The organism is Leptothoe sp. LEGE 181152, from assembly GCF_032906605.1.
Classification (GTDB): domain Bacteria; phylum Cyanobacteriota; class Cyanobacteriia; order Phormidesmidales; family Phormidesmidaceae; genus Leptothoe; species Leptothoe turfae.
Genome location: NZ_JASATU010000058.1, coordinates 285,052 through 307,114, shown reverse-complemented (window position 1 = coordinate 307,114; position 22,063 = coordinate 285,052). Strand labels below are relative to the sequence as shown.

The window sequence follows — 22,063 nt, the reverse complement described above, 5'->3', positions numbered from 1 at the left end:
GTCAGGTCTTACTTCCTACGTAAAACTAACCAAATTTGCATTAAGTTTTTCTGAAGGCAATCAATTGATGTCAATTTAATCAGCAACCTCTAAGACAGAACGACGGGCATTGTTTACTCTGGAGAGGTTCGTTTGTTGACCACACTATGACTGCTCGGCTGTGTATTGCGATCGCATCTATTTTAGGAGGCTTATCTGTAGCAGGCGGTGCCTTTGGGGCCCATGCACTCAAAGCCCAGCTGACAGAAAAATCCCTGGCGACATTTGAGATAGGCACACGCTACCAGATGTATCATTCCCTGGCGTTGCTGTTGGTGGGACTTCTGTGGTTACAATTTCCGAAGAATAGCTGGCTCAGCTACGCCAGTTGGGCATTCATCATCGGCATTGTGATTTTCTCAGGCAGTCTCTATGGCTTGAGTCTATCAGGCATCAAAGTTCTGGGTGCTGTGGCCCCCATTGGTGGTTTTGCCCTCATTATTGGTTGGGCATTTTTAGCCACAGCTGCATTCTCTCTGACAAACTAAAGAGCTAGGGGATGAGTTTTGCATTTTTAGCAATAGGTTTGATTGCCCTTACCGATAAGCTAAAGCTCAAGGCAAAAAATCTTGAACTCAGCTTTTTCTGTTCACTAGTACTATGTGTCGTTTACTTGCCTATTTAGGAAAGCCCATCCTCCTTGAAGAGCTCATCCTCAAACCTGAGCATTCCTTAATGGTTCAAAGCTATCAGCCAAAAGAGTTAGAAGTGGCCTTGCTCAACGCAGATGGGTTTGGTGTTGGCTGGCATCATCCCGATGACATTGCGGCTGAGCCCTTTATCTATCGCAATGTGCTACCCATTTGGAATGACGCTAACCTGCCTCACCTGTGTCGTTACATTCAGGCGCAGTCATTCGTTTCCAATATTCGCAGTGCCACACCAGGCTTGCCCCTCGACTTTAGTAACTGTCAGCCGTTTCGCCACGGCCAGCTCTTATTTGTTCACAACGGCTATATCGATAAATTTCGACAGACACTGTATCGCCCCATGCGTGATCTAATTGGCGATGTCGCTTATCAAAATATCTATGGTCTGACAGACTCTGAACATATTTTTGCCCTGATTACCCACCTGCTAGAGCTGGATCCCCAGTTGGCGTTATTGGGAGCTTTGGAACAGGCCATTGACATAATTCAATCCTTGGCCAATGAATACGACGTCCGAGTCTCGGGTGTGATCGTTCTGAGCGATGGTCAACAACTTGTTGCAGCTCGTTTTGATAATCAAGCCAAGGCCCCATCATTTTATCTATTGCGTCAGCCAGAGAGCATTATTCTGGCTTCCGAACCTTTATTTTCAGGTGATTGGGAACCCATTGCTCAGGCCCATAGTTTGACTGTTGCTGCTAACGATCTTCAACCCCAAATTCATGGTTTTTCTCTCGCTACCTGACACTGGATCTACTGATGCGTCAAAACTTCGCACCTACTTTCAAACCACTCTCCAAACCTGTCGCAATGGCACGTTAGCCCTAGTGGATGGCATTAGTCAGACTGTATTGCAACAGCAGGCACATCCTGACTTTAGCCCTGTGGGTTGGCACTTGGGACATATTGCATTTACTGAGTCTCTATGGATTTTGGAGCATTTAGCTGGGCAACCATGTCCGTTCCCCAGTTATCGAACGCTGTTTGCTGCCGATGGACTGCCTAAGTCTCAACGCCAGATGTTACCTAGTTTGGACGAGCTACTAATTTTCTTGGCAGATGTGCGACGGCGGACATTGGCGTATTTGAGCACTGCCCCTGTGGTCGAGCAGGCACGTCTATGGCATTGGCTGATTCAACACGAATGTCAGCACAGTGAAACCATGTCCCTGGTGATGGCTCTACATCAAAATCAGGGTCAGGTCACGCCTCTAAGAAATCCTGTTGCTGGGCCCATACATGAGACTCCTACAGGTATGGTCCATATCCCTGCTGGAGAGGTTTGTCTGGGCTTAGTAGCTGACCGTGATGGTCTGGATGGTGATGTGGCCATTGATAATGAGCGACCAGCCCATTGGGTGGATGTAGCAGCTTACTCCATTGACCGCACACCAGTCACCTGTGAACAGTATCAGCGTTTTATGGATGCTGGTGGATATCAGGAGCGGCAATGGTGGTGTGATACGGGCTGGTGTTGGTTACAGACGGCCCAGGTGAACCAGCCCCTGTATTGGCCTGCCCAAGATGTAACCGCATTTAGACACCATCCAGTCTCTGGTGTGAACTGGTATGAGGCAACTGCCTATGCCCGCTTTGTAGGTAAGCGCTTGCCGACTGAGGCAGAGTGGGCCTTGGCAGCGCAGGGATTAACGCCCAAGCTGCAAACATTGCTAACAACCGATCAAATTAATTGCAATCATCACTTGGGCTGCACCAGCCCTGTTGGGAGATCTGATCAAGCCGTTAGCGATTACGGTTGTTATGATCTTTTGGGGAATGTGTGGGAATGGACCCATAGTTGGTTTCGTCCCTATCCAGGATTTGAAGCCTATCCTTATCAAGGCTATTCAGCAGTTTACTTTGATGATGGCCATCGAGTGCTCCGAGGGGGCAGCTGGGCGACTCGTCCTTGGGGGCTACGGTCCAGCTTTCGCAACTGGTACGAGCCCTATGTGAGAGAGCTATTTATGGGCTTTCGCTGTGTGCGCTAGAGAAGTTTGCAATCTTCCCACGAAAAATACAGTCCCACGCTACACTGGCCCTGGTTATTACGGTTTTCTATGACTTTTTCCACAGCTGATTGCGATTCTCCGATGGAGAAGCATGGCCAACGCACCAATGCTAACTTGGCAGATCGCAACGTTATCGATCCAGCTCGCCTTCAGATCCAAACTCTGCTCAGTAATGAGCCTGAGGTCAGGGTAATGGATGGGCAGGATGTGATTGAAGGATTAACCCAAATACCAAAATCTTTGCCACCAAAATATTTTTATGATCACTTAGGATCAGAGCTATTTGAGAAAATTTGTACGCTCCCAGAGTACTATCCCACCCGCACTGAATCGGCTATTTTTTATCGCTATGCCCATGCCATTACTCAGCTGACTGGCCCTTGCGAGCTGGTGGAGCTGGGCAGCGGTAGTGCGACAAAAACACGCATTCTTTTAGATGCCTATCGGGCTGCTAATTTGCCGTTACGCTATATCCCTGTCGATGTCAGTGGCAGCATGTTGAAAGATAGTTCTGATCAACTACTATATGATTATCCTGAACTCAGGATTCACGGGATGATCGGTACCTACGAACCTGCCCTCAATGCTTTGCCAGCTGCCAACTTGGCTACCCGAATGGTGATGTTTATTGGTAGTACCCTGGGTAATTTGTCTCCTAATGACTGTGAACAATTCTTGCAGTTGGTAAGTGGGGCCCTGGAGCCAGGACAATTCTTTTTGCTGGGCTTAGATTTGCAAAAGGATATTGGCACTGTTGAGGCGGCTTATAACGATGCTCAAGGGATAACGGCCATGTTCAATCTCAATATGTTGCAGCATCTCAACCATCGCTATCGAGGAGATTTTTGCCTTGATAATTTCTATCATCAAGCGATGTATAACTCGCAAAAACATCAGATAGAGATGTATTTGGTGAGTAAGCAAGAGCAGACGGTGACGCTCCAAGATCTAGATTTGACGGTGAAATTTGCTGAGGGAGAGCGACTGTTAAGTGAGATTTCTCGCAAGTTTGATGTGGTTCAGATGGGTGCTCAGCTGGCTAATCATGGGTTAAAAGTATTGCAAACCTTTACCGATGAACGGCAGTGGTTTGGTTTGATTTTGGCTCAAAAGGGTTGAGGGGGAGATTTTATTGGGGGTAAGCATTGCTGCCCTCTAACAAAACATTTAAAACATTGCAAATTGTGCGATCGCAACCGATTTAATCTCTCAACGAGATAAAATACCTCGGTAGAAAATTGACACGATGTTTTGCAATCACTACTCTCCGTTGCTCGCAAGATTGACGCATTTACCTGTCAAATCGGCAAGTTCGCCTATTGGTTAGTGCTGGCCATGATTGGGGTTGGCACATGGAATGTCATTGGCCGCTATTTAGGTAATGTGGTCGGTCAAAATTTAAGCTCCAATGCTCTGATCGAAACTCAATGGTATCTATTTGATATTGTCTTTTTGCTTGGGGCTGCCTACACCCTACAAAAGGGGGGCCATGTGCGAGTGGATGTGTTTTATGATCGCTGGTCCCGTCGCCGCAAAGCGTTGGCTGATTTCATTGGGACGGTGTTCTTTCTTATTCCGTTTTCTGCACTGGTGATCTACTTCTCTTGGGGAGCCGTGCTGAAGTCTTGGGCAGTGTGGGAGAACTCTCCGGACCCTGGTGGGCTCTTACGGTTCCCAATCAAGACGATGATCTTGGTTAGCTTTGGGCTGTTGATACTACAGGGCATCTCAGAAGCCATTAAAAACTGGGCAATTTTTTCAGGATATCTACCCGCAGACGAGGCCCCAAAGACATTAGATGGGGAGACGGATGATGTTAGTTGATTGGTTGGGGCCACTGATGTTTGCTGGGGCCTTGGTGCTGCTGTCCTTAGGTTACCCTGTGGCGTTTTCCTTGGGTGGGGTGGCCATCTTGTTTGGTCTAATTGGGATTGCCTTTGGTGTATTTGATCCCATCTTTTTAACGGCGATGCCGCAGCGAATCTTCGGCATCATGAATAACTTCACCTTGTTGGCTATTCCCTATTTCATTTTTATGGGGGCAATGCTAGAAAAGTCAGGCATTGCGGAAAACCTGTTGGAAACCATGGGCAGCCTGTTTGGTCGACTGCGGGGTGGATTAGCGATCGCAGTTGTTGTGGTCGGTGCACTGTTAGCGGCAACGACGGGGGTAGTGGCAGCAACTGTGGTGACCATGGGGCTGATTTCCCTGCCGACAATGCTGCGCTATGGCTACAACAAAGATGTTGCCACTGGGGTGATTGCTGCATCAGGTACTCTGGGCCAGATTATTCCACCGAGTATTGTCCTGGTGGTATTGGCCGATCAGCTAGGCGTATCCGTGGGTGACCTATTTCTAGGGTCATTTATTCCTGGTTTGCTAATGGCTGGAGTCTTTGTAGTACACGTGGTCATCATGGCCTTCGTTCGACCAGATTTGCTACCGGCGCTGCCATCGGAGCTATTAAAGATTCGCGGTCAGGCCTTGTTCCTCAAAGTCTTGAAGGTGATGGTGCCGCCACTCGTGTTGATTTTGCTAGTGTTAGGCAGCATTTTCTTTGGCATTGCCACACCGACAGAAGCGGGTGCCCTGGGAGCTGTAGGCGCGATGGTATTAGCTGCCTTTAACCGACAGCTGACCATTAGGAGTTTGCAGGAAGTGTGTGACAGCACCCTGCGAACCACCACCATGGTGATTTTTATTCTCCTAGGCTCCACAGCATTTAGTCTGGTATTTCGCGGGTTGCGTGGGGATAGCTTTATTTTTGATGTGCTGACCAATTTGCCAGGGGGCGATGTTGGCTTTTTGATTGTCAGCATGCTGACAGTCTTTATCCTCGGATTCTTTATCGATTTCTTTGAAATTGCCTTTATTGTGATTCCCCTATTTGCGCCAGTGGCTCAGCAGTTGGGGATGGATCTGGTGTGGTACGGCGTCATCATTGGGGCCAATATGCAAACCTCCTTTTTGACACCACCGTTTGGATTTGCCTTGTTTTATTTACGGGGTGTGGCTCCCAAAGATGTTTCTACAGGTAATCTCTATCGAGGGGTTATTCCTTTCATTGCGCTGCAATTACTAGTCCTGGTCTCGATTATTGCCTTTCCAGGTTTGGTGAACTGGTTGCCGTCGATTAGTAGCTAGATCCTGTTGTCGGGGCGTTACATGTAATGCCTTGATGATAGTCAATGTTGTTAATGTTGAGAACATCTAAAACTATGCGTGTTGGTGACTGCACCCGCAGTATGACTAATAGATAGCCAGTATTGTGATTTAGTGGGTTCCCATGGGTAATTCGGTGGTTGGTCGGCGAGTTCTTTGGCTACAGGTGTTAGGGCTGGCAGCCGTTCAGGGGGCGATTTCCCTGACTTGGGTTATTTACAATCTCTATTTGGATGATTTGTTGCTGACTTTAGGATTTTCGGCCAGTTTAGCCACACTGCTGCTGGTGATTGAAAATGCCATGGGGGCGGTGATGGAGCCGCTGATGGGAACGTTTTCAGATCAGCGACAGCACTGGGTAGGGAGTCGTTTTCCTCAGATTGCTTTCGGTATGATTGTGTCTGCCCTTTGCTTTCTAGGCATTCCGTTAGTGGTATTGGTCGGTGGTATATCCTTGAAGGCCCTGTTGCCGATTGCTTTGGTGGCTTGGGCGTTAGCCATGACGATTTTCCGGAGTCCGGCGCTATCCCTTCTCGGACGCTATGCCTTTGATGTGGATTTACCCCAGGCTGCTAGTGTCTTGACCATGGTGGGTGGTGTCACGGGAGCCATGGCTCCTGTTGCCAGTGACTTTATTTTGGGTCTAGGGCCTTTGGTCGCATTTTCCATTGGTACGGCGGTTTTGCTTTTAGCCGCGTTAGTGCTACGGCAGGTTGACCCTAATCAAGTGATTTCCACCTCTCCATCATCTGCTGGGGCCAATGCCCAAATGCAATGGGCTAATTTACCTTGGATCTTTGGGACTGGGGCGTCGGTGGCTCTTGGCTTCAGGCTTTTACTGGGTAGTTTTCCCCAGGCAGTATCGAGAACTGGTTTTAGTCAGCCAAAATTGATCATGGTGGCCTTATTTGTCACGGTGGCCTTGAGCGCATTGCCCTGTGGGCAACTGGCGACGAAGGTGGGTAATCGTGTGGCGATGATATCGGGTTTGGGGGGTCTGATTGTGATGGCAGGTGTGGCGACGATTATGGGCACGGCAGGTGTGGCGGTTTTAGTTGCGATCGCGATCGGTATTTTCTTCAGTCTCGTCGCCAATGGCACCCTGCCCTATGCCCTCTCAATGGTGCCACCCACCAAAGCAGGCCTTGGCACAGGCCTTTACTTCAGCGGCGGCGCTTTAGCCATCAGTGTATTGCTCAGCATAGGTCCCTTGAATTTGACGATCTCATTAATAGTTGCAGCGATTAGTTTTGCAGCAGCAGCAGGCTGTGTTTTAGCCAAGCAACCCTAACGTTACCGTTAAGGATGCAGGCTTATTTAGGCGTCTTTATTGGCAAATCCTGCAAACCCTAGTTCATTCAGGCGATTCCAACCATAAACTGATGCGCGGAATTCTTTCCACTGATCGTAGATTTCCTTGAAGTCAGCATCCTCGCTAGCACTCTCTTCGTAGATTTCAAAGGCGGCTTGTTCAGCAGCAGCTAGGATTTCATCGCTGAATGGTTTCAGTTCTACATCTGCACCCAGCAAACTTTGAAGGGCCGCTCCATTGACGGCGTCATACTTGGCTAGGGTACTGGTGTTGGACTCGACACAGGCAGTTTTGATCACTTCTTGATAGACCGGTGGCAGAGATGTCCATGCCTCCATATTGATCATCATGTCAAAGGCCGGGCCGGGTTCCCACCAGCCGGGATAGTAGTAAAACTGAGCTGCTTTTTGCAGCCCTAGTTTTTCGTCATCGTAGGGACCCACCCACTCGGCTGCGTCAATGGCACCCCGTTCTAGGGCTAGGAAAATTTCGCTACCAGGCAGGTTCTGAACATTAACACCCAGCTTGGCCATCACCTTGCCACCAAGACCGGGAATCCGCATTTTCAGACCCTTCAGATCATTGGCAGTGTTGATTTCTTTATTGAACCAGCCCCCCATTTGAACACCGGTATTCCCAGCGGGGAAGTTGATGGTATTAAATTTCGCGTAGAGTTTTTGCATGGCTTCTAACCCACCGCCGTGGTACAGCCAAGCATTTTGCTGCTGAGCATTAAGACCAAAGGGAACGGTGGTGCCAAACGCTAGCGCTGGACTTTTACCCACATAGTAATAGGAGGCGCTGTGGCCACATTCCACGGTGCCATCCTGGACAGCATCTAAGACTTGCAATCCTGGAACGATCTCGCCCCCTGCATAGGGTTCGATGGTGAAGCGACCATCGGTCATGGCAGCGATGCGATCGCACACAATCTCAGCAGCCCCAAACAATGTATCCAGCGACTTTGGCCAGCTGGTGGCCATTTTCCATCTCACCGTCGGCAGGGCTTCCCCATCACCCGCAGCGGTTGGCGTGGTGGATTGAGCGCAGGCGGTTAATCCAGCAGTGCTCGCCGCGCCAGTCAAGCCATAACCAATTAACTGTCTACGTTTCATAGCGAAGTAAAGCCCTACAAGTGTGATACAAGCCAGCGGGTATAGACTGATACACGCAGCACAGAAATTATTAAATCACTCTGTCCAAAGAATTAAGCGGATTGGCAACAGTTGGTAATAAAGGGAATGGGGAATGGGGAGTGGGCTTTGCCCACCCCCAAATGCGATAATGCCTAAGCTGTCTTGGTTTTGCGAATGACGCTAAAGCGGGTTGTTTTATCGATTCTGACGGGGCTGGTGGCGCTGGTGGTGGTCTCGTCCCTATATGAAAGTTTTTCCCAGCCTCAGGTAACGGGGCAGCTACAGCTTTATCAGAGTGATTTACTCTTGCAGGCGTCTGAGTGGGACGAGTTAGAAAGTGCTGAGTTTAAGCAGCTGAGTAATGCGTTGCTGGGGGCTAAACCGCTGGAGACAGTGACCAAGCAATATCAGTCGGTGCGCAAGGAAGCCGTGGCGGGTGTGGAGCGATCGCAAAAGCAGCTGGCTACTCAAAACAATACTCTAGATCCTCAGCTCGCTAAGTACGAGGTGGCTATTCGTCAGCAGCAACAACTTATTGATGAAATTGACCTCAAGGTTGGGATTATTGCTACCCAGCAACAAAACATCAGCGCCGCTCGCCAGCGTTGGCAATCATTGTCTGAGGGCGATAGCTCAGTGGCAGATATGGCGAGTGTTTTGTTGGGATTATGGCAGACGCCACCGAGCATTACCCCAATGGCTGAAACCACCATTACAAATCAGCTGAACGGCTGGTTTCAATATCGGGTGCTGGAACAGCTCTATACCCTGGATGATCGGTCTGTAGACCTGACACAACTGCGATCGCAAGAACAAACAGCGGCTGAATCCAAGCTTGTTAAGCTCGCTGCCGTAGGCACGATGCCTGTCCTGGGCTGCATTGTCGGCATAGGGTTACTCATTTTCTTGGCCGTGCAGTGGGGGATCCGTCGCCGTGATTCACTGCTAGCTAAACCCCTTTCTCCTTGGGATGTGCCTTGGGATGGAGAAATTATTTGGCAGGTGCTAATTGTTGGTTTTTTCTTTGTTGGGCAGTTGCTGATTCCATTTTTATTGCAGTTGTCAGGACTGAGTTTTGCAACGGCGGGCAGTCGTGGCAGAGCCCTATATTCCATGATCTTTTATCTGCTGATGTCTGCGAGTGGTATTGCCGTGTTAGCCGGTTCCATTTGGACCTATCGACCGTTACCTACGGACTGGTTTCAAATCAAGGTATTGGGTCGCTGGCCTCTGTGGGGCGTTGGGGGCTATGTGGTGGCACTGCCCTTAATGATTGCAATCTCCGCCTTAAATCAGCAAATTTGGCGGGGGCAAGGGGGCAATAATCCTTTGCTGCAGACGGTATTGCAAGAAAGCGATGGCATTGCGCTCCTGCTGTTTTTCCTGACGGCAGCTGTCGCGGCTCCGCTATTTGAAGAGGTGCTCTTTCGAGGGTTTTTGTTGCCTTCTCTGACGCGCTATATGCCGGTCTGGGGAGCAATTTTGCTAAGTAGTTTTATCTTTGCTTCGGCCCATCTGAGTCTGTCAGAGGTGCTACCCCTGACAATGTTGGGGACCATTTTGGCTTGGGTATATTCGCGATCGCGAAACCTACTCGCCCCGATGCTCATCCACAGTCTTTGGAATAGTGCCACTCTAATCGGGCTATTTTTGCTAGGGGGGCAATAACTATCCGCACAACACCTCAGCGTGATGTTTGATGTGGTCTTCCATAAAGGTAGAAATAAAATAATAGCCGTGGTCGTAACCCGTTTGCATTCTTAGGGTCAATGGTTGTCCTACAGCCTCACAGGCAGCCTTAAATGCTTCAGGTTTTAGTTGTTGCTGTTCCAAAAATGGATCGGCTAGGCCTTGGTCAATGAGAATATGCCGGTCTGACTGAGCATGTTGTTTGACCAACTCACTAGCATCGTAGGCAGCCCAGCTAGTTTGATCAGCGCCTAAATATTTGCCCAATGCCTTTTGCCCCCAAGCACATTGCATAGGATTAGCAATCGGGGCCAATGCTGAGATTGACTGGTACTTTGCTGGATTACGCAGACCGCAAACCAAGGCCCCATGTCCGCCCATGGAATGGCCGAATATGCCCTGTTTATCACTGACTGAGAAGTGAGTTTGGATGAGGGCTGGTAACTCCTCTGTGATGTAGCTGTACATGCGATAGTTGCTAGCCCACGGTGCTTCAGTAGCATCTACATAAAAGCCAGCACCGCTACCAAAATCCCACCCCTCTTCATCGGGCACATCGTCGCCACGGGGGCTTGTGTCTGGTGCAACCAGCATTAAGCCATGTTGGGCGGCATAGCGCTGGGCTCCGGCTTTTGTGATGAAGTTTTGCTCAGTGCAGGTCAGACCTGCCAAATAATAGAGCACCGGCACCGTCTGGGTGATTGCCTGAGGGGGGATGTAAACGGCAAACGTCATGGTGCATTGACATTGCTCAGACGGGTGGCTGTAAATGTTTACGTTGCCCCCAAAGCAACCATGCTGACTCATTAATGTCAGGGTTCCAGTTTGTTCGTTTGCCATGAAAAATTCTCAGTTTCTTTTGGTATCGCTGTTGGTATTACTATCGCATTCAGAATTTTCTTTTCAGCCTGGGTTACGAAATTCTGCGTGCTACAGAACCCCTTGATAGGGGCAGGCATCCAAAAGGGAATGCCCCTATATGAGTGGCGTAATGTGTTTAATTGCTCAGGGGGTTCTCAGGAACTCCTTATTTTCGTTACACACTTCTCAGTAGTTTTTCAAAACGTCTTCAGCTGAAAATTATGCCCTACACCAAGAATTCTTGTCAGGGGGATTACTTCTCCGTGTCGGATGTCTCTGGTTGTGCAGGAAAAAGCATCTGTACGGAAAGTGATTGTATTTCCACTGAAGTTTTATCACTCTAGTTATGAATAAGTTTGCTCTGGGTTCCCACCGCGTAGCATTAGCTGCGGCAATGGCTTTGGGAACTGTGACAACGATGGCGACAGCCGCATCTGCCGCCACGCTCCGAGTAACTATCGAGAATCTTGCTCCGATCAACGGTGGATTTTTGACTCCGGCCTGGGTTGGTTTTCACGATGGTACATTTGATCTTTACGACCGTGGTGAATCTCTGGATGACTTCACTGGATTGGAGTCTTTAGTGGAAGACGGTGATACGTCTCAGCTAACGGATGCCTTTGCTGCTGATAATCCTGATGGTGTCCAAGCCACGTTGCTGAGCGATGGCCCACCGCCTTTAGAGCCTGGTGAGCTGACCAGTTTTACCTTGGATGTAGATCCAGCAACCAATCAGTATTTCAGCTACGCATCCATGGTGATTCCTAGTAATGATGCTTTCATTGCTAATGGCAATCCTCTGGCCCATGAAATCTTTGACGATGCTGGCAACTTCCTAGGGGCTGACTTTATTGTCTTAGGTAGTGAGGTGTTGGATGGCGGCACCGAGGTGAATGATGAATTGCCATTCAGTACTGCTTTCTTAGGACAACAGGCACCTGATACAGGTATTGATGAAAATGGTGTTGTGACTGAGCACCCTGGTCTGACAGTGGGCACGATTCTTGGCACAACAGACTCCAGTGCCCTCAATGGTCTACCGCTGAATTTCACGGGGGCTGATTTTACAGCTCCTGGTTATCAGGTGGCTCGTTTCCGTGTCGAACTAGTAGATAATCAGGTGGAGGATGTGCCTGAGCCTGGCATTATTTTGGGTCTAGTCGCTGCTGGTGGCTTGGTAGCCGCTAATCGTAAGCGTAAACAGACGGCCTAAAACAAGGCTATACAATACCTCGCACACAATACCTACGACAGATATTGAGCCAACTGGGGAGGGCGGATGCTCTCCCTTTCTTTTACTGATAATGCATCCGATGAGATTTGGTAGCCGTATACCTTACGGACTCCCTATCTTCAGGGCTGTGATGCAGGTAGGGGAGAACATGTCGTCTCCCTTATCTTTTCTAAATTTGCATCCAATCAGATTTGGTGGCCGTATATCTTTTGGAACCTGGCTAGTAAGACGGTGACTCAGGCGGTAGATGAGATAAATCAAGTTGTGCAATCTGTGATGGAGCATGAAACTGACGGCGCTCTAGTCGTCCGCATGTGGGAAGGAGATGTGTCTGCTTTGGGCAGTCTTTATGATCGCTATGGCAGTTTGGTGTACAGCATTGCGCTAAAGGGATTACGTCGAGTTTCAGAAGCAGAAGATTTGACCCAAGAAGTCTTTCTAAAGCTGATGCGTACTCGGTCTTATAACCCCCGTCGTGGTTCCCTGGCTAGCTATTTGACCACATTGACCCGCTCACGAGTGATTGATCGGCTGAGGGCTCAATCAACTCAGCAAAAATATTTAAGCCAATGGCATCAAAATCAGTTCAGTGTTGATTCGGCTACACCCATGAAGCACATTACTCAGCAGGAACGGCGTGCCCTAGTGCGAGAGGCGTTGACAACATTAAAGGCCCAGCAACGGGAAGTATTGGAACTGAGTTACTACGAGGGGCAGTCCCAACGGGATATTGCTGAACGGTTGGGGGTGCCTCTTGGTACGGTCAAAAGCTGGGCCCGACGAGGGTTGTTGCAGCTACGTAAACAACTAGATGTGTTAAGGGAGGATCTGTAATGGCTACACCCCTTTCACCCCAGGAAATTCAAGAACTGGCTGCTGGGTATGTACTGGGAGATTTGAGTTCGTCAGAGGCTGAATACTTTCAGGCTTTGTTAGCTGAAGTTCCAGAATTGCAGGCCGAAGTGAGGGCTTTGCAAGAGGCGTTAGCGATGATGCCCTATGGCTTGGATGAGGTGGAGCCAGAGGGGGGATTGCGATCTCAAATTCTCGCTGCTGCCCAAAGTGAACTCTCTCAGCCGCTACCTGTTCCTCAAAAAGTAAGACGATTTCCATCACGATTACCCTGGGCCATGAGTACCGTAGCGGCTGGTCTGGCCATTGTGTGTGGTCTGGCCACGCTGCGTCTCAGCGGTCAGGTTCGTCTACTACAGGCTCAATATCCTCAACCTGATCTGGTGACGACTGATCAAGCTGGTATGTACCAAACTTGGTCAGGATTGAGTAAACTCCTGCAAGACCATCAAAAGTCTTTGGCAAACCCCAATGGCCCAGTGGATTTTGTGGTGCATCAACCGAACGAGATTCCGGCTTTGTTGAAAGAGTTTCCAACCACGGTGGCGGCCTTACCCCTATTGCCTGCCAAACAGGGAATGTTACTGGGGGGCAGTAGCTGTCAACTAGGCGAAACCCAGGGGGTTCGTCTCACCTATCAGCTAGAGACAGAGAAAACGGTCTCTGCCTACCAGTTGGCTGTGACTGAGGAGGAAGAATTTCCTGAATTTCAGTCAGCCCACCTAACGTTGCAACAACCTGATGGTACCGGCATTGTGCTTTGGCGCGATGACGATTATCTCTATGCCCTGGTGGCAGAGTTACCAACAACGGAGTTGCAGAGTTTGGCCTATGCGATTGAAGGTACCTGACATTTGCAGGGATGGTTATAGAGGCATTCCATGGAACGCCTCTACAACGGTCAATCGGCCCATAGCACACAGTTTAGATCTATAGAGTTAGAAACATGCCACGTAAACGTAAACAACCAACTACCTGGATTCATCGTAATTCTCGCTATTTGATGGCTGGTGCATCTGCTGCTGGACTGCTATTGGCTATTGGCTGTATGGCAAAGGGCAGTAGCTCGCTGGCGGGTAGTGCCTATGTGCAATTGGGGGGGCTGTCGCTGCCATTGCTGGGTGCGATCGCATACTTCTTAATGGGCGCATTGGCCATTGGCCCTGTAGCTACCAAAAACAAGTCGCTAGAAAACCCCACCTGGTTGGGGTTATTTATTGGTAGCACTGCCATGACTATTTTCAGTGGCTATCTGCTGTACGTCATGTTTGCTGTATTGCAAGAGCCCTGTGTTCCTTGTATGTTGTCGGCGTTTCTCTCAGTGGGTTTGTGGGTGCTCACTCTCATTGGTAATCGTTGGGAGAGTTTGGGGCAGCTGTTGTTACCAGGGATCTCAGTGGCTTTGGTGGCTGCGATCGCAACCACAGGTCTATATGCCTATGCCCAAAATCCTGACAGTTTTATTGCCGGCAATCCCCCCCCAGCAGTCGAAACCAATTCCGGCACATCAGAAATTGAGTTAGCCAAGCATTTGACCGCGATTGGTGCTACAAAATATGGTGCTTGGTGGTGTCCCCACTGTCATGCTCAACAAACACTTTTTGGTAAGGATGCCTTTAAGTATGTGACCTATGTCGAGTGCGATGAAGAAGGCATAGATCCTCAGCCCAATGCATGTCGAGCTGCTGGCGTGCAGAGCTATCCCACATGGGAAATCAATGGCCAAACTTATGCGGGTGTTCAGTCACTGCAATCTTTAGCATCAGTTTCTGGCTACACTGGGCCGCAAGAGTTTATTAATCAGAATGCTCAGCATTGATAAACGGATATCACCAGTAGCCGTGATCTAAGCTGCAACTACCCTGACTTTCTCAGGTCTAATATGTATTTATTCAAAGGTGCTCATTCCCTTGGGGTGGGCACCTTTGTTCACAAATTCCTTTGTCACATCTATGCGTTGCCCTAAGTGCAAACATCGCTCAGTGCAAAAGCATGGAGCACAGTTTAAATTTGTCCAAAGCTATCAATGCAAAGACTGCCAGCATATTTTTTATCCATCGGTGCGTCACGCGATTAGATGGCTCATTGGCATTTTGCTGATTACAGGGCTATCACCCTGGTGGATTAATAGGGGATTGCGCCTGCTTGTGGCTCGGCCAGATACTGGTGAACCCGTAGATGCCATTGTTGTTGTTGGACGCGGAACCGATTATAACGATCGTCGTGCAGAGGCCGCTGTAGCACTGTGGAAGGAAGGCCGAGCTCCCCATATATTTATGAGCGGTGCCAATGATGCCCCTATTCTGGTTAACCTTGCTAAGGAAATGGGTGTACCGGATGCCAATGTGAGCGGTGAAGCCTGTGCTGCCACCACTTGGGAAAATGCGTTTTATACCAAGCGACATATGCCCTTTGATCGGGCGTCTAAGCCTAAAATTTTGCTGGTCACCGATGGTTTGCACATTGGTCGCACCACATTGCTCTATCGCAACTTCGGGTTTGATGTTGTTTCCCATCCTGTCAGTCTAGATTTTCCAAAATGGCGAAAGCATATCATCCGTGAGTTTTTGGCAATCATATACTACGTGAAAACCAAAAAACTGTTGCCTCCCAAACCAGCTGATTATCAACGAGCTGAGTCTGTCGCTGAGAAGAGAACTGTAGATTGGCAATGTCTTGATATGGAGAAAGCATTTATACCTAAAAACAGATGGTAGCTTTGGCTGCTGTTAATGCTAGTTACCAGACGGGCAAGGTTTAGAGGGTAGGGGAAGCTAATGGTTGACTCTTAAATCTCATCTGGATCAACGCCCATTTCCCGTAACCGCTCCGCCAATCGTTTAGCCTTTGCCTCTGCGACCTCAGCCCGTTGGCTTTCTGCCTCAGCCCGTTGGCTTTCAGTTTCTGCCCGCTGAGCAATTTCCGCATAACTCAAAAATCGTTGTCCATCTGGACGCAAAATCTGAAGTTCTTCACCCGAGGTATCAAATCGAATATTTAACCGGGGACTCACCCAATTCTCAATAGGCTCAATTACATCCAAAAAGCCCTCTAGCCGTACCCAGCCCTTGAAATCATCTTTGTCTGGATCATAGAGATAATATTCATCCACCCCAAACTGATGGTAGAACAACAATTTGCGGTTCATCTCAGCGGTTGTATTGCCAGGGGAGAGAATTTCAAACACTACATGGGGCGGCACATTATCTTCTTCCCATTGTTTATATGAACCGCGGTCTCCTTTTGGACGCCCAAAGACCACCATCACATCAGGTGCCACCCGTTTTTTATTATCGCCTTCCACCGCGTACCACAGCAGGTCTCCTGCAACAAAAACTTGCGGATCATTGGCAAAGAGCCAATCCAAATTCTGTTGAATGATGACAATCCATCGAAATTGCTTAGTATTATCCGCCATGGGTTGACCGTCACTATCGGGGTAGAGAACCTCTGGTCTAGATGATGGCTGAAGTTGAACCATGGCCATTATGGAATTAGGGCTTTATCCCTTAGCCTAGCATGTTCGCAAATGGGGCAAACTTAAGCCAGTAACCCAGCTCGGTCAAAAATGCTTTGAGCAGAAATCTTGAAAGCAGGCAACTGTGGTTCATTAATCACTGTGTTGCCACGATAGGTGATGGGCACTGCCTGGGGGTGAAATAGAGTTACGGTTTTAGCTCTAGGGTCTATGATCCATGGTTCTCAATCTCCTGTAAATACCGTCATCCATCAGCTTTATTGCCACCGATTTGCTGAACCGATTGAGTGGACAAAACTTCTCTTGGTTGAGTAACCTATGCAGATTCAGCTTGGTCAATCAATGAAAACTCTGATTAAACATTTGCCCTATCAATGATTTGGGGGTATCTCTATGTTCGCTTATGTAAGTTCTGTCTTGATCTGGTCGATAGCATTACGAAGTTCCTGAGCATGAGCCCAAACAAAACCACCATAGAGCATTCCTCCATTAGGATCTGCCAAAAAGACATGATCTCCACCAACTGCCCGATTAGTCCAAGTTCTAAGTTGACTTCCATCTTGTAACAAAAACCTTAAGGAGGAGTGTTTGAAGAGGCTTGTTCTGCAAGGCGTCATTCCTGGGACATCGTCCAATATGGCAATTGCTACTTCCACAGTTGAAGATCTATATGTTGAAGTGGTTTCATAGGCTGTCACATCTACAAAACCTTCTGTAGCTTTACCGAGTGCGTTAATGAGACTCAACATATCTCAACATATCAATTACACCTTAAATACCAGACGTGAACCTTGAACCTTTAGAAATCGTGGAATCTCATTGTCTACTCTCTGACAAAAGATAGATGTTCTGTCACTAGAGACAATTCTGTAGGGGTATCCCCGTGTGAGTGCCCTGCGGTATCGAATGCTATCAGTCAAGATGTCATATAAAACCCTATGCCAGGTTTCCCAGCATAGGGCCAAAACTTTGGTTATTGAAATCGTACAGTCAATTTATTTGACCTTAAGCAGTCACCAACTTAGGTTGTTCTGTTGCAGACTCCTGCAAGCGACCCAAAATCGCATTGGTATTTGCTTTCGCATCACCAAACAACATTTGGGTATTCTCCTTAAAGAACAGCGGATTTGCCACACCAGCATAGCCAGCCGACATGCCCCGCTTCATGACAACAACATTGCGTGCTTTCCATACTTCCAACACTGGCATCCCAGCAATTGGACTTTCAGGATCCTCCATGGCGCTAGGATTGACCGTATCGTTGGCACCAATAACCAACACCACATCAGTTTCAGAGAAATCTTCGTTGATTTCATCCATTTCCAACACAATGTCGTAGGGCACATTGGCTTCTGCCAATAACACATTCATATGGCCTGGCAAACGACCCGCTACAGGGTGAATACCAAAACGCACATTCACACCCCGCTGAGTCAAAAGCCGAGTAATATCAGACACCGCGTGCTGAGCCTGAGCCACTGCCATACCATAACCAGGCGTGATAATTACACTCTGTGCATCCGCTAGCAGGTCAATGGTTTCATTCACATCAGTCTCAGTGACTGTACCCTCAACGGCTTTACCGCTGCCTTTGCCAGATCCTTGGCCAAAACCACCCAAGATCACACTAAAGAAAGAGCGGTTCATCGCCTCACACATGACGTAGCTCAGGATGGCACCACTACTACCCACCAATGCACCCGTCACAATCAACAAATCATTGGAAAGCATAAAGCCCGCTGCCGCTGCTGCCCAGCCAGAGTAGCTGTTGAGCATGGAGATCACCACAGGCATGTCGGCACCACCGATGGCAGCCACTAAATGGATGCCTAGCAGGGAGGCAATCGCCACCATGCCCAACACATAGTTAAACCCATCAGTCCCCTCGGCAGCCATAAAGCCAACGCCGAGGATAACAGTGCCCACCAGCATGGCAACATTCAGCAAATGTCGAGCGGGCAACATCAATGGCTTGCTGCTAATAATGGTCCGTAGCTTGCCAAAGGCGACCACAGAACCCGTAAAGGTCAGCGCCCCAATAAAGATACCGATGTAGATTTCCAGTTTGTGGATAGTTTCCTCCGCCCCCACCAATGTGGGATCTGGTCCCAAATAACTGGCTAAACCAACCAGCACAGCAGCTAAACCCACAAAGCTATGGAGAATGGCAACCAGCTCCGGCATTTCAGTCATTTCCACACGGGAAGCCACTAAGCCACCAATGGCAACAGCGGGCAAAATCGCTGCCACTAAAAGACCGTAAGCTGTCAGTTGTGAACTCAGGGCAGTGGCTACCAGCGCAATCACCATGCCGATGATGCCATAGACGTTACCACGCTTTGCGGACTCTTGATTAGAGAGACCACCCAAGCTCAAAATGAAAAGAACAATAGCGACCAAATAGGCCACCGCAACAAGATTGTTAGACATGGCAGAGAAGTTGTAGAGAAATGTCTAAAGGGCAAAGACTTCAAGTCTCTCTCCCCGGCGAGAGAGATGTAGGGAGAGGGCTCTTACTTCCGAAACATTTTCAACATCCGCTGAGTCACTAAGAACCCACCCGCAATGTTGATCGTGCCGATAAAGATAGCAATGGCACCCAAAATCACTGTGGGTGACATTGGCTTACCCGAAATCTGCAACATGCCACCAATGATGATGATGCCGCTGATGGCATTGGTCACACTCATCAAGGGGGTATGCAGCGATGGGGAGACATTCCAAATCACCTGCCAGCCAACAAAACAGGCCAGGATAAATACGGTGAAGTGGGAAAGGAATGAAGAAGGCGCGCCAATACCAATACCGATAAGGGCGAGGGCTGCAAAGGCAACCCCAATCCATTGCCAAGGCAGAGAAAACTTGGGTGCAGCGGCTACTTCCTCTACTTCCGTCGATTCTTCCCCTTTTGCCTCAACCTTTGGAGGAGCTGGTTTCTCAGGTTTAGGCGCAGGCCAAGTAACCTGACCTTCATGGCTAACCAAGGCACCTCGAACTACCTCATCGTCAACGTTAACGGTGTAGCCGTCAGAACCACCCATGTCGTTGAGCAGGTGGTACAGATTCATGCCATACAGCTGGCTGGACTGTCCGGCCATACGGCTAGCTAAATCAGTCAAACCAACGATTGTCACACCCTGGTGACGATAAACTTCGCCAGCACGGCTGACTTCGCAGTTGCCTCCTTGTTCAGCAGCCATATCTACGATGACCGAGCCAGGCTTCATCAGTTCTACGGTGTCTTTAGTCACCAATAACGGTGCTTTTTTGCCAGGAATTAAGGCTGTGGTAACAATAATGTCTACTTCTTTCGCTTGCTCGGCAAACAGGGCCATCTCTGCTTCGATGAACTCTTTACTCATCACCTTGGCATAGCCGCCAGTGCCAGTACCATCTTCTGCAAAGTTCAGTTCTAAGAACTCGGCACCCATACTTTCCACTTGCTCTTTGACTACGGGACGGGTGTCAAAGGCACGAACAATAGCCCCCAGACTTTTTGCTGCACCAATGGCGGCAAGGCCTGCGACACCTGCGCCAATGACTAACACTTTGGCAGGGGGCACTTTCCCCGCCGCCGTAATCTGACCTGTAAAAAAGCGACCAAAATTATTGGCCGCTTCAATCACGGCACGGTATCCAGCCACATTTGCCATGGAACTCAGGGCATCCATTTTCTGAGCTCGGCTAATGCGAGGTACTGAATCCATCGCTAGGGCCGTTACTTGCTTGGCTGCTAGTTGATTGATTAAATCAGCATTCTGAGCAGGCCATAGAAAACTAATCAGGGTTTGACCATCATGGGCGAGTTCAGTTTCGTGACAGTTTAGTTCGTGGTTATGACTAGGAGGCTGCACTTTGAGAACAATATCAGCCTGTTGCCAGAGCTCAATGGCGTTGGCAATAACCTCGCATCCTGCCTCGCGATAGGCATGGTCAGAAAACTCGGCTCGTTCACCAGCACCCTGCTCTATCAATACGTCGAATCCAAGGGACTGGAGTTTTTTGACAGTTTTAGGAGTGGCTGCAATGCGGCACTCTCCTGGGGTAACTTCTTTGGGGATGCCAACGCGCTTTGGGCGTTCGAGATGGGATGCCTGTTGGTCAACAGCACCTTGATCGAGTGCGATGGTCATAGTGATCCTTATTGATTAACTAGCTGGGCTAACGACTGTTGTAAAAACACTATGGAATTGGGATCGCATTTAATTTCAATCCAACAGGAATAACTTTAGATTTAGTGGTTTTACTTAACTTAAAAATGGACAATTACTCTGACGCATGAAACGCCATTTCAATGCACAAGCTGAATGATTTTAAGACTCTTCTAAAAGAGGTTTAGAGGTCTTCTATCTAGTCGAACTGAAGCAGATAATATTGCCTGTTTCAATGCACTAAACACTTTGACAATAGTTGATGCACCCTTATCCAAGGCTCCAGAAATAATTATTAAGCCCTTGAGAAGCTCACTGTTAAGCCTCAAGGTGTAAATTGGCCTTGCTTTGATTGTGTCAACTTAAGTATTGAAAGGTGTGGAATTCGTCATGAAGATTTATCTTTTTTGACAGAAATCCAACATAAATAATCTTTGATGAAGTGTTTGCTAGTTGGTTGGCGTTCTAGTGGAGTCGAGAATGATGACTTTTTGCGACTTGAAAAAGATTGTGGGCAGCCAGTGATTTGTTCTATTTCTCGTTTATTTGTAGTGAACTACCCACGAATTTGAATTTAATTAGTATGCTAATCTTAAGAAAAATTGCGTTCCGTAAATTTACAGATCTTGATTGAAGTGGCAGCAGCTTTTCAAGCGTTCCCGCTGAATGGGGATGATGGCTAAGCATGCTTGCTGTAACATCTGCATCTGTTCTGGCTAACGGGACCAATCATGCAAACCGTCCCTTGTCTTGAAGCATTGGGCTCATCTGCATGATAGTTCTAGGTCAGTTCTGCTGTAATAATATGAGCTTGAGGAGTTGAAAAATGGCACTGAAACAGTTGATCCGCTTGGGCTTAGTCGGCTTAGCGATGTCGGCAGCCGCTGTAGTAGGGGTGAATGTGCCTACCTTGGCCCAGCAAGATATTTACGACTCCGATGGACTTAATATCATTGGTGGTGTTGAGTCACGCTATCGCCTTAACTATAGTCTGAATAATAATACTCGCCGTAATACTCGTGCTAGTTACCGGTTAGAGGTGAAGGGCGATAAAATTGATTCTGCTGTTTCTGCATTGGTTGTGACCGTCCCGGAGGCATTTTCTCGCCATAGAGGTCGTATTGATTTAGATAGAATTAAAGTCCGATATGGTCGCATTGATGACGTTGGTGAGGACATTGCGGTTGATGAGGTGCTCTGGGACGATCGTGTTTTCAGTGGAGCCAATGATTTGTCTGACGATCTAGACAAAATTGAGATTTACCTTGCTGAGGATATTCCTGCTAATACGTCTTTCGTGATCGATTTTGAAAAGGTTCGCAATCCTAACCGTGCATTGATGCAACGTGTCAATCTGCAGGTAATTCCTCGGGGTAATGATCTGGCCACCTATATTGGTACCTGGGAAATGTTGATCGCTTATCAAGACTAGATCGCTTTTCAGGGTTGGCTCTAACGTGTTACTATCAGGAACCGCGCTGGATGG

Annotated in this window: 20 protein-coding genes; 14 read left to right on the top strand and 6 right to left on the bottom strand. The window is 48.5% G+C overall.

The window, feature by feature from the left end:
* Positions 1-146 precede the first annotated feature (146 nt).
* The 7 genes from QGP82_RS27050 (at position 147) to QGP82_RS27020 (ending at position 7,155) form a co-directional block, all read left to right on the top strand.
* On the top strand, positions 147-527 hold the full coding sequence (locus QGP82_RS27050) for a DUF423 domain-containing protein (RefSeq protein ID WP_499061575.1): 381 nt from the start codon (positions 147-149) through the stop codon (positions 525-527).
* Positions 528-639: 112 nt separating this feature from the next.
* Entirely contained in the window at positions 640-1,434 is a 795-nt protein-coding gene (egtC, locus tag QGP82_RS27045) for an ergothioneine biosynthesis protein EgtC (protein WP_499061574.1), read from the top strand.
* On the top strand, positions 1,412-2,680 hold the full coding sequence (locus tag QGP82_RS27040) for an SUMF1/EgtB/PvdO family nonheme iron enzyme (protein ID WP_499061573.1): 1,269 nt from the start codon (positions 1,412-1,414) through the stop codon (positions 2,678-2,680). Before egtC ends, QGP82_RS27040 begins: the two co-directional genes overlap by 23 nt.
* A gap of 69 nt (positions 2,681-2,749) precedes the next feature.
* On the top strand, positions 2,750-3,820 hold the full coding sequence (gene egtD / locus QGP82_RS27035; protein ID WP_499061572.1) for an L-histidine N(alpha)-methyltransferase: 1,071 nt from the start codon (positions 2,750-2,752) through the stop codon (positions 3,818-3,820).
* 132 nt (positions 3,821-3,952) lie between these two features.
* On the top strand, positions 3,953-4,525 hold the full coding sequence (locus QGP82_RS27030) for a TRAP transporter small permease subunit (RefSeq protein WP_499061571.1): 573 nt from the start codon (positions 3,953-3,955) through the stop codon (positions 4,523-4,525).
* Entirely contained in the window at positions 4,515-5,846 is a 1,332-nt protein-coding gene (locus tag QGP82_RS27025) for a TRAP transporter large permease (RefSeq protein ID WP_499061601.1), read from the top strand. Before QGP82_RS27030 ends, QGP82_RS27025 begins: the two co-directional genes overlap by 11 nt.
* A gap of 142 nt (positions 5,847-5,988) precedes the next feature.
* Positions 5,989-7,155, top strand: a complete 1,167-nt coding sequence (locus tag QGP82_RS27020; RefSeq protein WP_163665756.1) for an MFS transporter — start codon at positions 5,989-5,991, stop codon at positions 7,153-7,155.
* A gap of 26 nt (positions 7,156-7,181) precedes the next feature.
* Here QGP82_RS27020 and QGP82_RS27015 read toward each other — a convergent pair whose 3' ends face one another.
* Entirely contained in the window at positions 7,182-8,291 is a 1,110-nt protein-coding gene (locus tag QGP82_RS27015) for a TRAP transporter substrate-binding protein (protein ID WP_499061570.1), read from the bottom strand.
* 195 nt (positions 8,292-8,486) lie between these two features.
* Here QGP82_RS27015 and QGP82_RS27010 point away from each other — a divergent pair, with 195 nt between their 5' ends.
* Complete coding sequence (locus QGP82_RS27010) at positions 8,487-9,980, top strand: CPBP family intramembrane glutamic endopeptidase (RefSeq protein WP_499061569.1); 1,494 nt, start codon at positions 8,487-8,489, stop codon at positions 9,978-9,980.
* Here QGP82_RS27010 and fghA read toward each other — a convergent pair whose 3' ends face one another.
* The gene (gene fghA, locus QGP82_RS27005) at positions 9,981-10,841 is read right to left on the bottom strand and encodes an S-formylglutathione hydrolase (protein ID WP_006516834.1); all 861 of its coding nucleotides are present in this window, start codon (positions 10,839-10,841) and stop codon (positions 9,981-9,983) included.
* A 367-nt stretch (positions 10,842-11,208) separates the two neighbouring features.
* Between fghA and QGP82_RS27000 the strand changes: the two genes are divergently transcribed.
* From QGP82_RS27000 to QGP82_RS26980, 5 genes are all read left to right on the top strand, one after another.
* A complete protein-coding gene (locus QGP82_RS27000; RefSeq protein WP_163696367.1) occupies positions 11,209-12,075 on the top strand; it encodes a spondin domain-containing protein in 867 nt (288 codons plus the stop codon).
* A gap of 252 nt (positions 12,076-12,327) precedes the next feature.
* Complete coding sequence (locus QGP82_RS26995; RefSeq protein WP_163665746.1) at positions 12,328-12,930, top strand: sigma-70 family RNA polymerase sigma factor; 603 nt, start codon at positions 12,328-12,330, stop codon at positions 12,928-12,930.
* Positions 12,930-13,799, top strand: a complete 870-nt coding sequence (locus QGP82_RS26990) for a hypothetical protein (RefSeq protein ID WP_499061568.1) — start codon at positions 12,930-12,932, stop codon at positions 13,797-13,799. The genes QGP82_RS26995 and QGP82_RS26990 overlap by 1 nt, the downstream gene beginning before the upstream one ends.
* Before the next feature lie 95 nt (positions 13,800-13,894).
* Positions 13,895-14,767 (top strand): vitamin K epoxide reductase family protein, encoded by an 873-nt coding sequence (locus QGP82_RS26985; protein ID WP_499061567.1) that lies wholly within the window; start codon positions 13,895-13,897, stop codon positions 14,765-14,767.
* 133 nt (positions 14,768-14,900) lie between these two features.
* Positions 14,901-15,665 carry a YdcF family protein gene (locus QGP82_RS26980; protein ID WP_499061566.1) on the top strand — a complete coding sequence of 255 codons (765 nt, stop codon included), beginning with the start codon at positions 14,901-14,903 and terminating at the stop codon, positions 15,663-15,665.
* 71 nt (positions 15,666-15,736) lie between these two features.
* Here the strand turns inward: QGP82_RS26980 and QGP82_RS26975 are convergent, their stop codons facing one another.
* The 4 genes from QGP82_RS26975 to pntA form a co-directional block, all read right to left on the bottom strand.
* The gene (locus QGP82_RS26975) at positions 15,737-16,429 is read right to left on the bottom strand and encodes a Uma2 family endonuclease (protein ID WP_163665738.1); all 693 of its coding nucleotides are present in this window, start codon (positions 16,427-16,429) and stop codon (positions 15,737-15,739) included.
* A 398-nt stretch (positions 16,430-16,827) separates the two neighbouring features.
* Positions 16,828-17,175 (bottom strand): hypothetical protein, encoded by a 348-nt coding sequence (locus QGP82_RS26970; protein ID WP_499061565.1) that lies wholly within the window; start codon positions 17,173-17,175, stop codon positions 16,828-16,830.
* Positions 17,176-17,431: 256 nt separating this feature from the next.
* Complete coding sequence (gene pntB / locus QGP82_RS26965; protein WP_499061564.1) at positions 17,432-18,856, bottom strand: Re/Si-specific NAD(P)(+) transhydrogenase subunit beta; 1,425 nt, start codon at positions 18,854-18,856, stop codon at positions 17,432-17,434.
* Between the two features lie 83 nt (positions 18,857-18,939).
* On the bottom strand, positions 18,940-20,559 hold the full coding sequence (gene pntA / locus QGP82_RS26960; RefSeq protein WP_499061563.1) for a Re/Si-specific NAD(P)(+) transhydrogenase subunit alpha: 1,620 nt from the start codon (positions 20,557-20,559) through the stop codon (positions 18,940-18,942).
* A gap of 844 nt (positions 20,560-21,403) precedes the next feature.
* Between pntA and QGP82_RS26955 the strand changes: the two genes are divergently transcribed.
* Positions 21,404-22,009: a DUF2808 domain-containing protein gene (locus QGP82_RS26955; protein WP_499061562.1), complete on the top strand. Its 606-nt coding sequence runs from the start codon at positions 21,404-21,406 to the stop codon at positions 22,007-22,009.
* Positions 22,010-22,063: the final 54 nt, after the last annotated feature.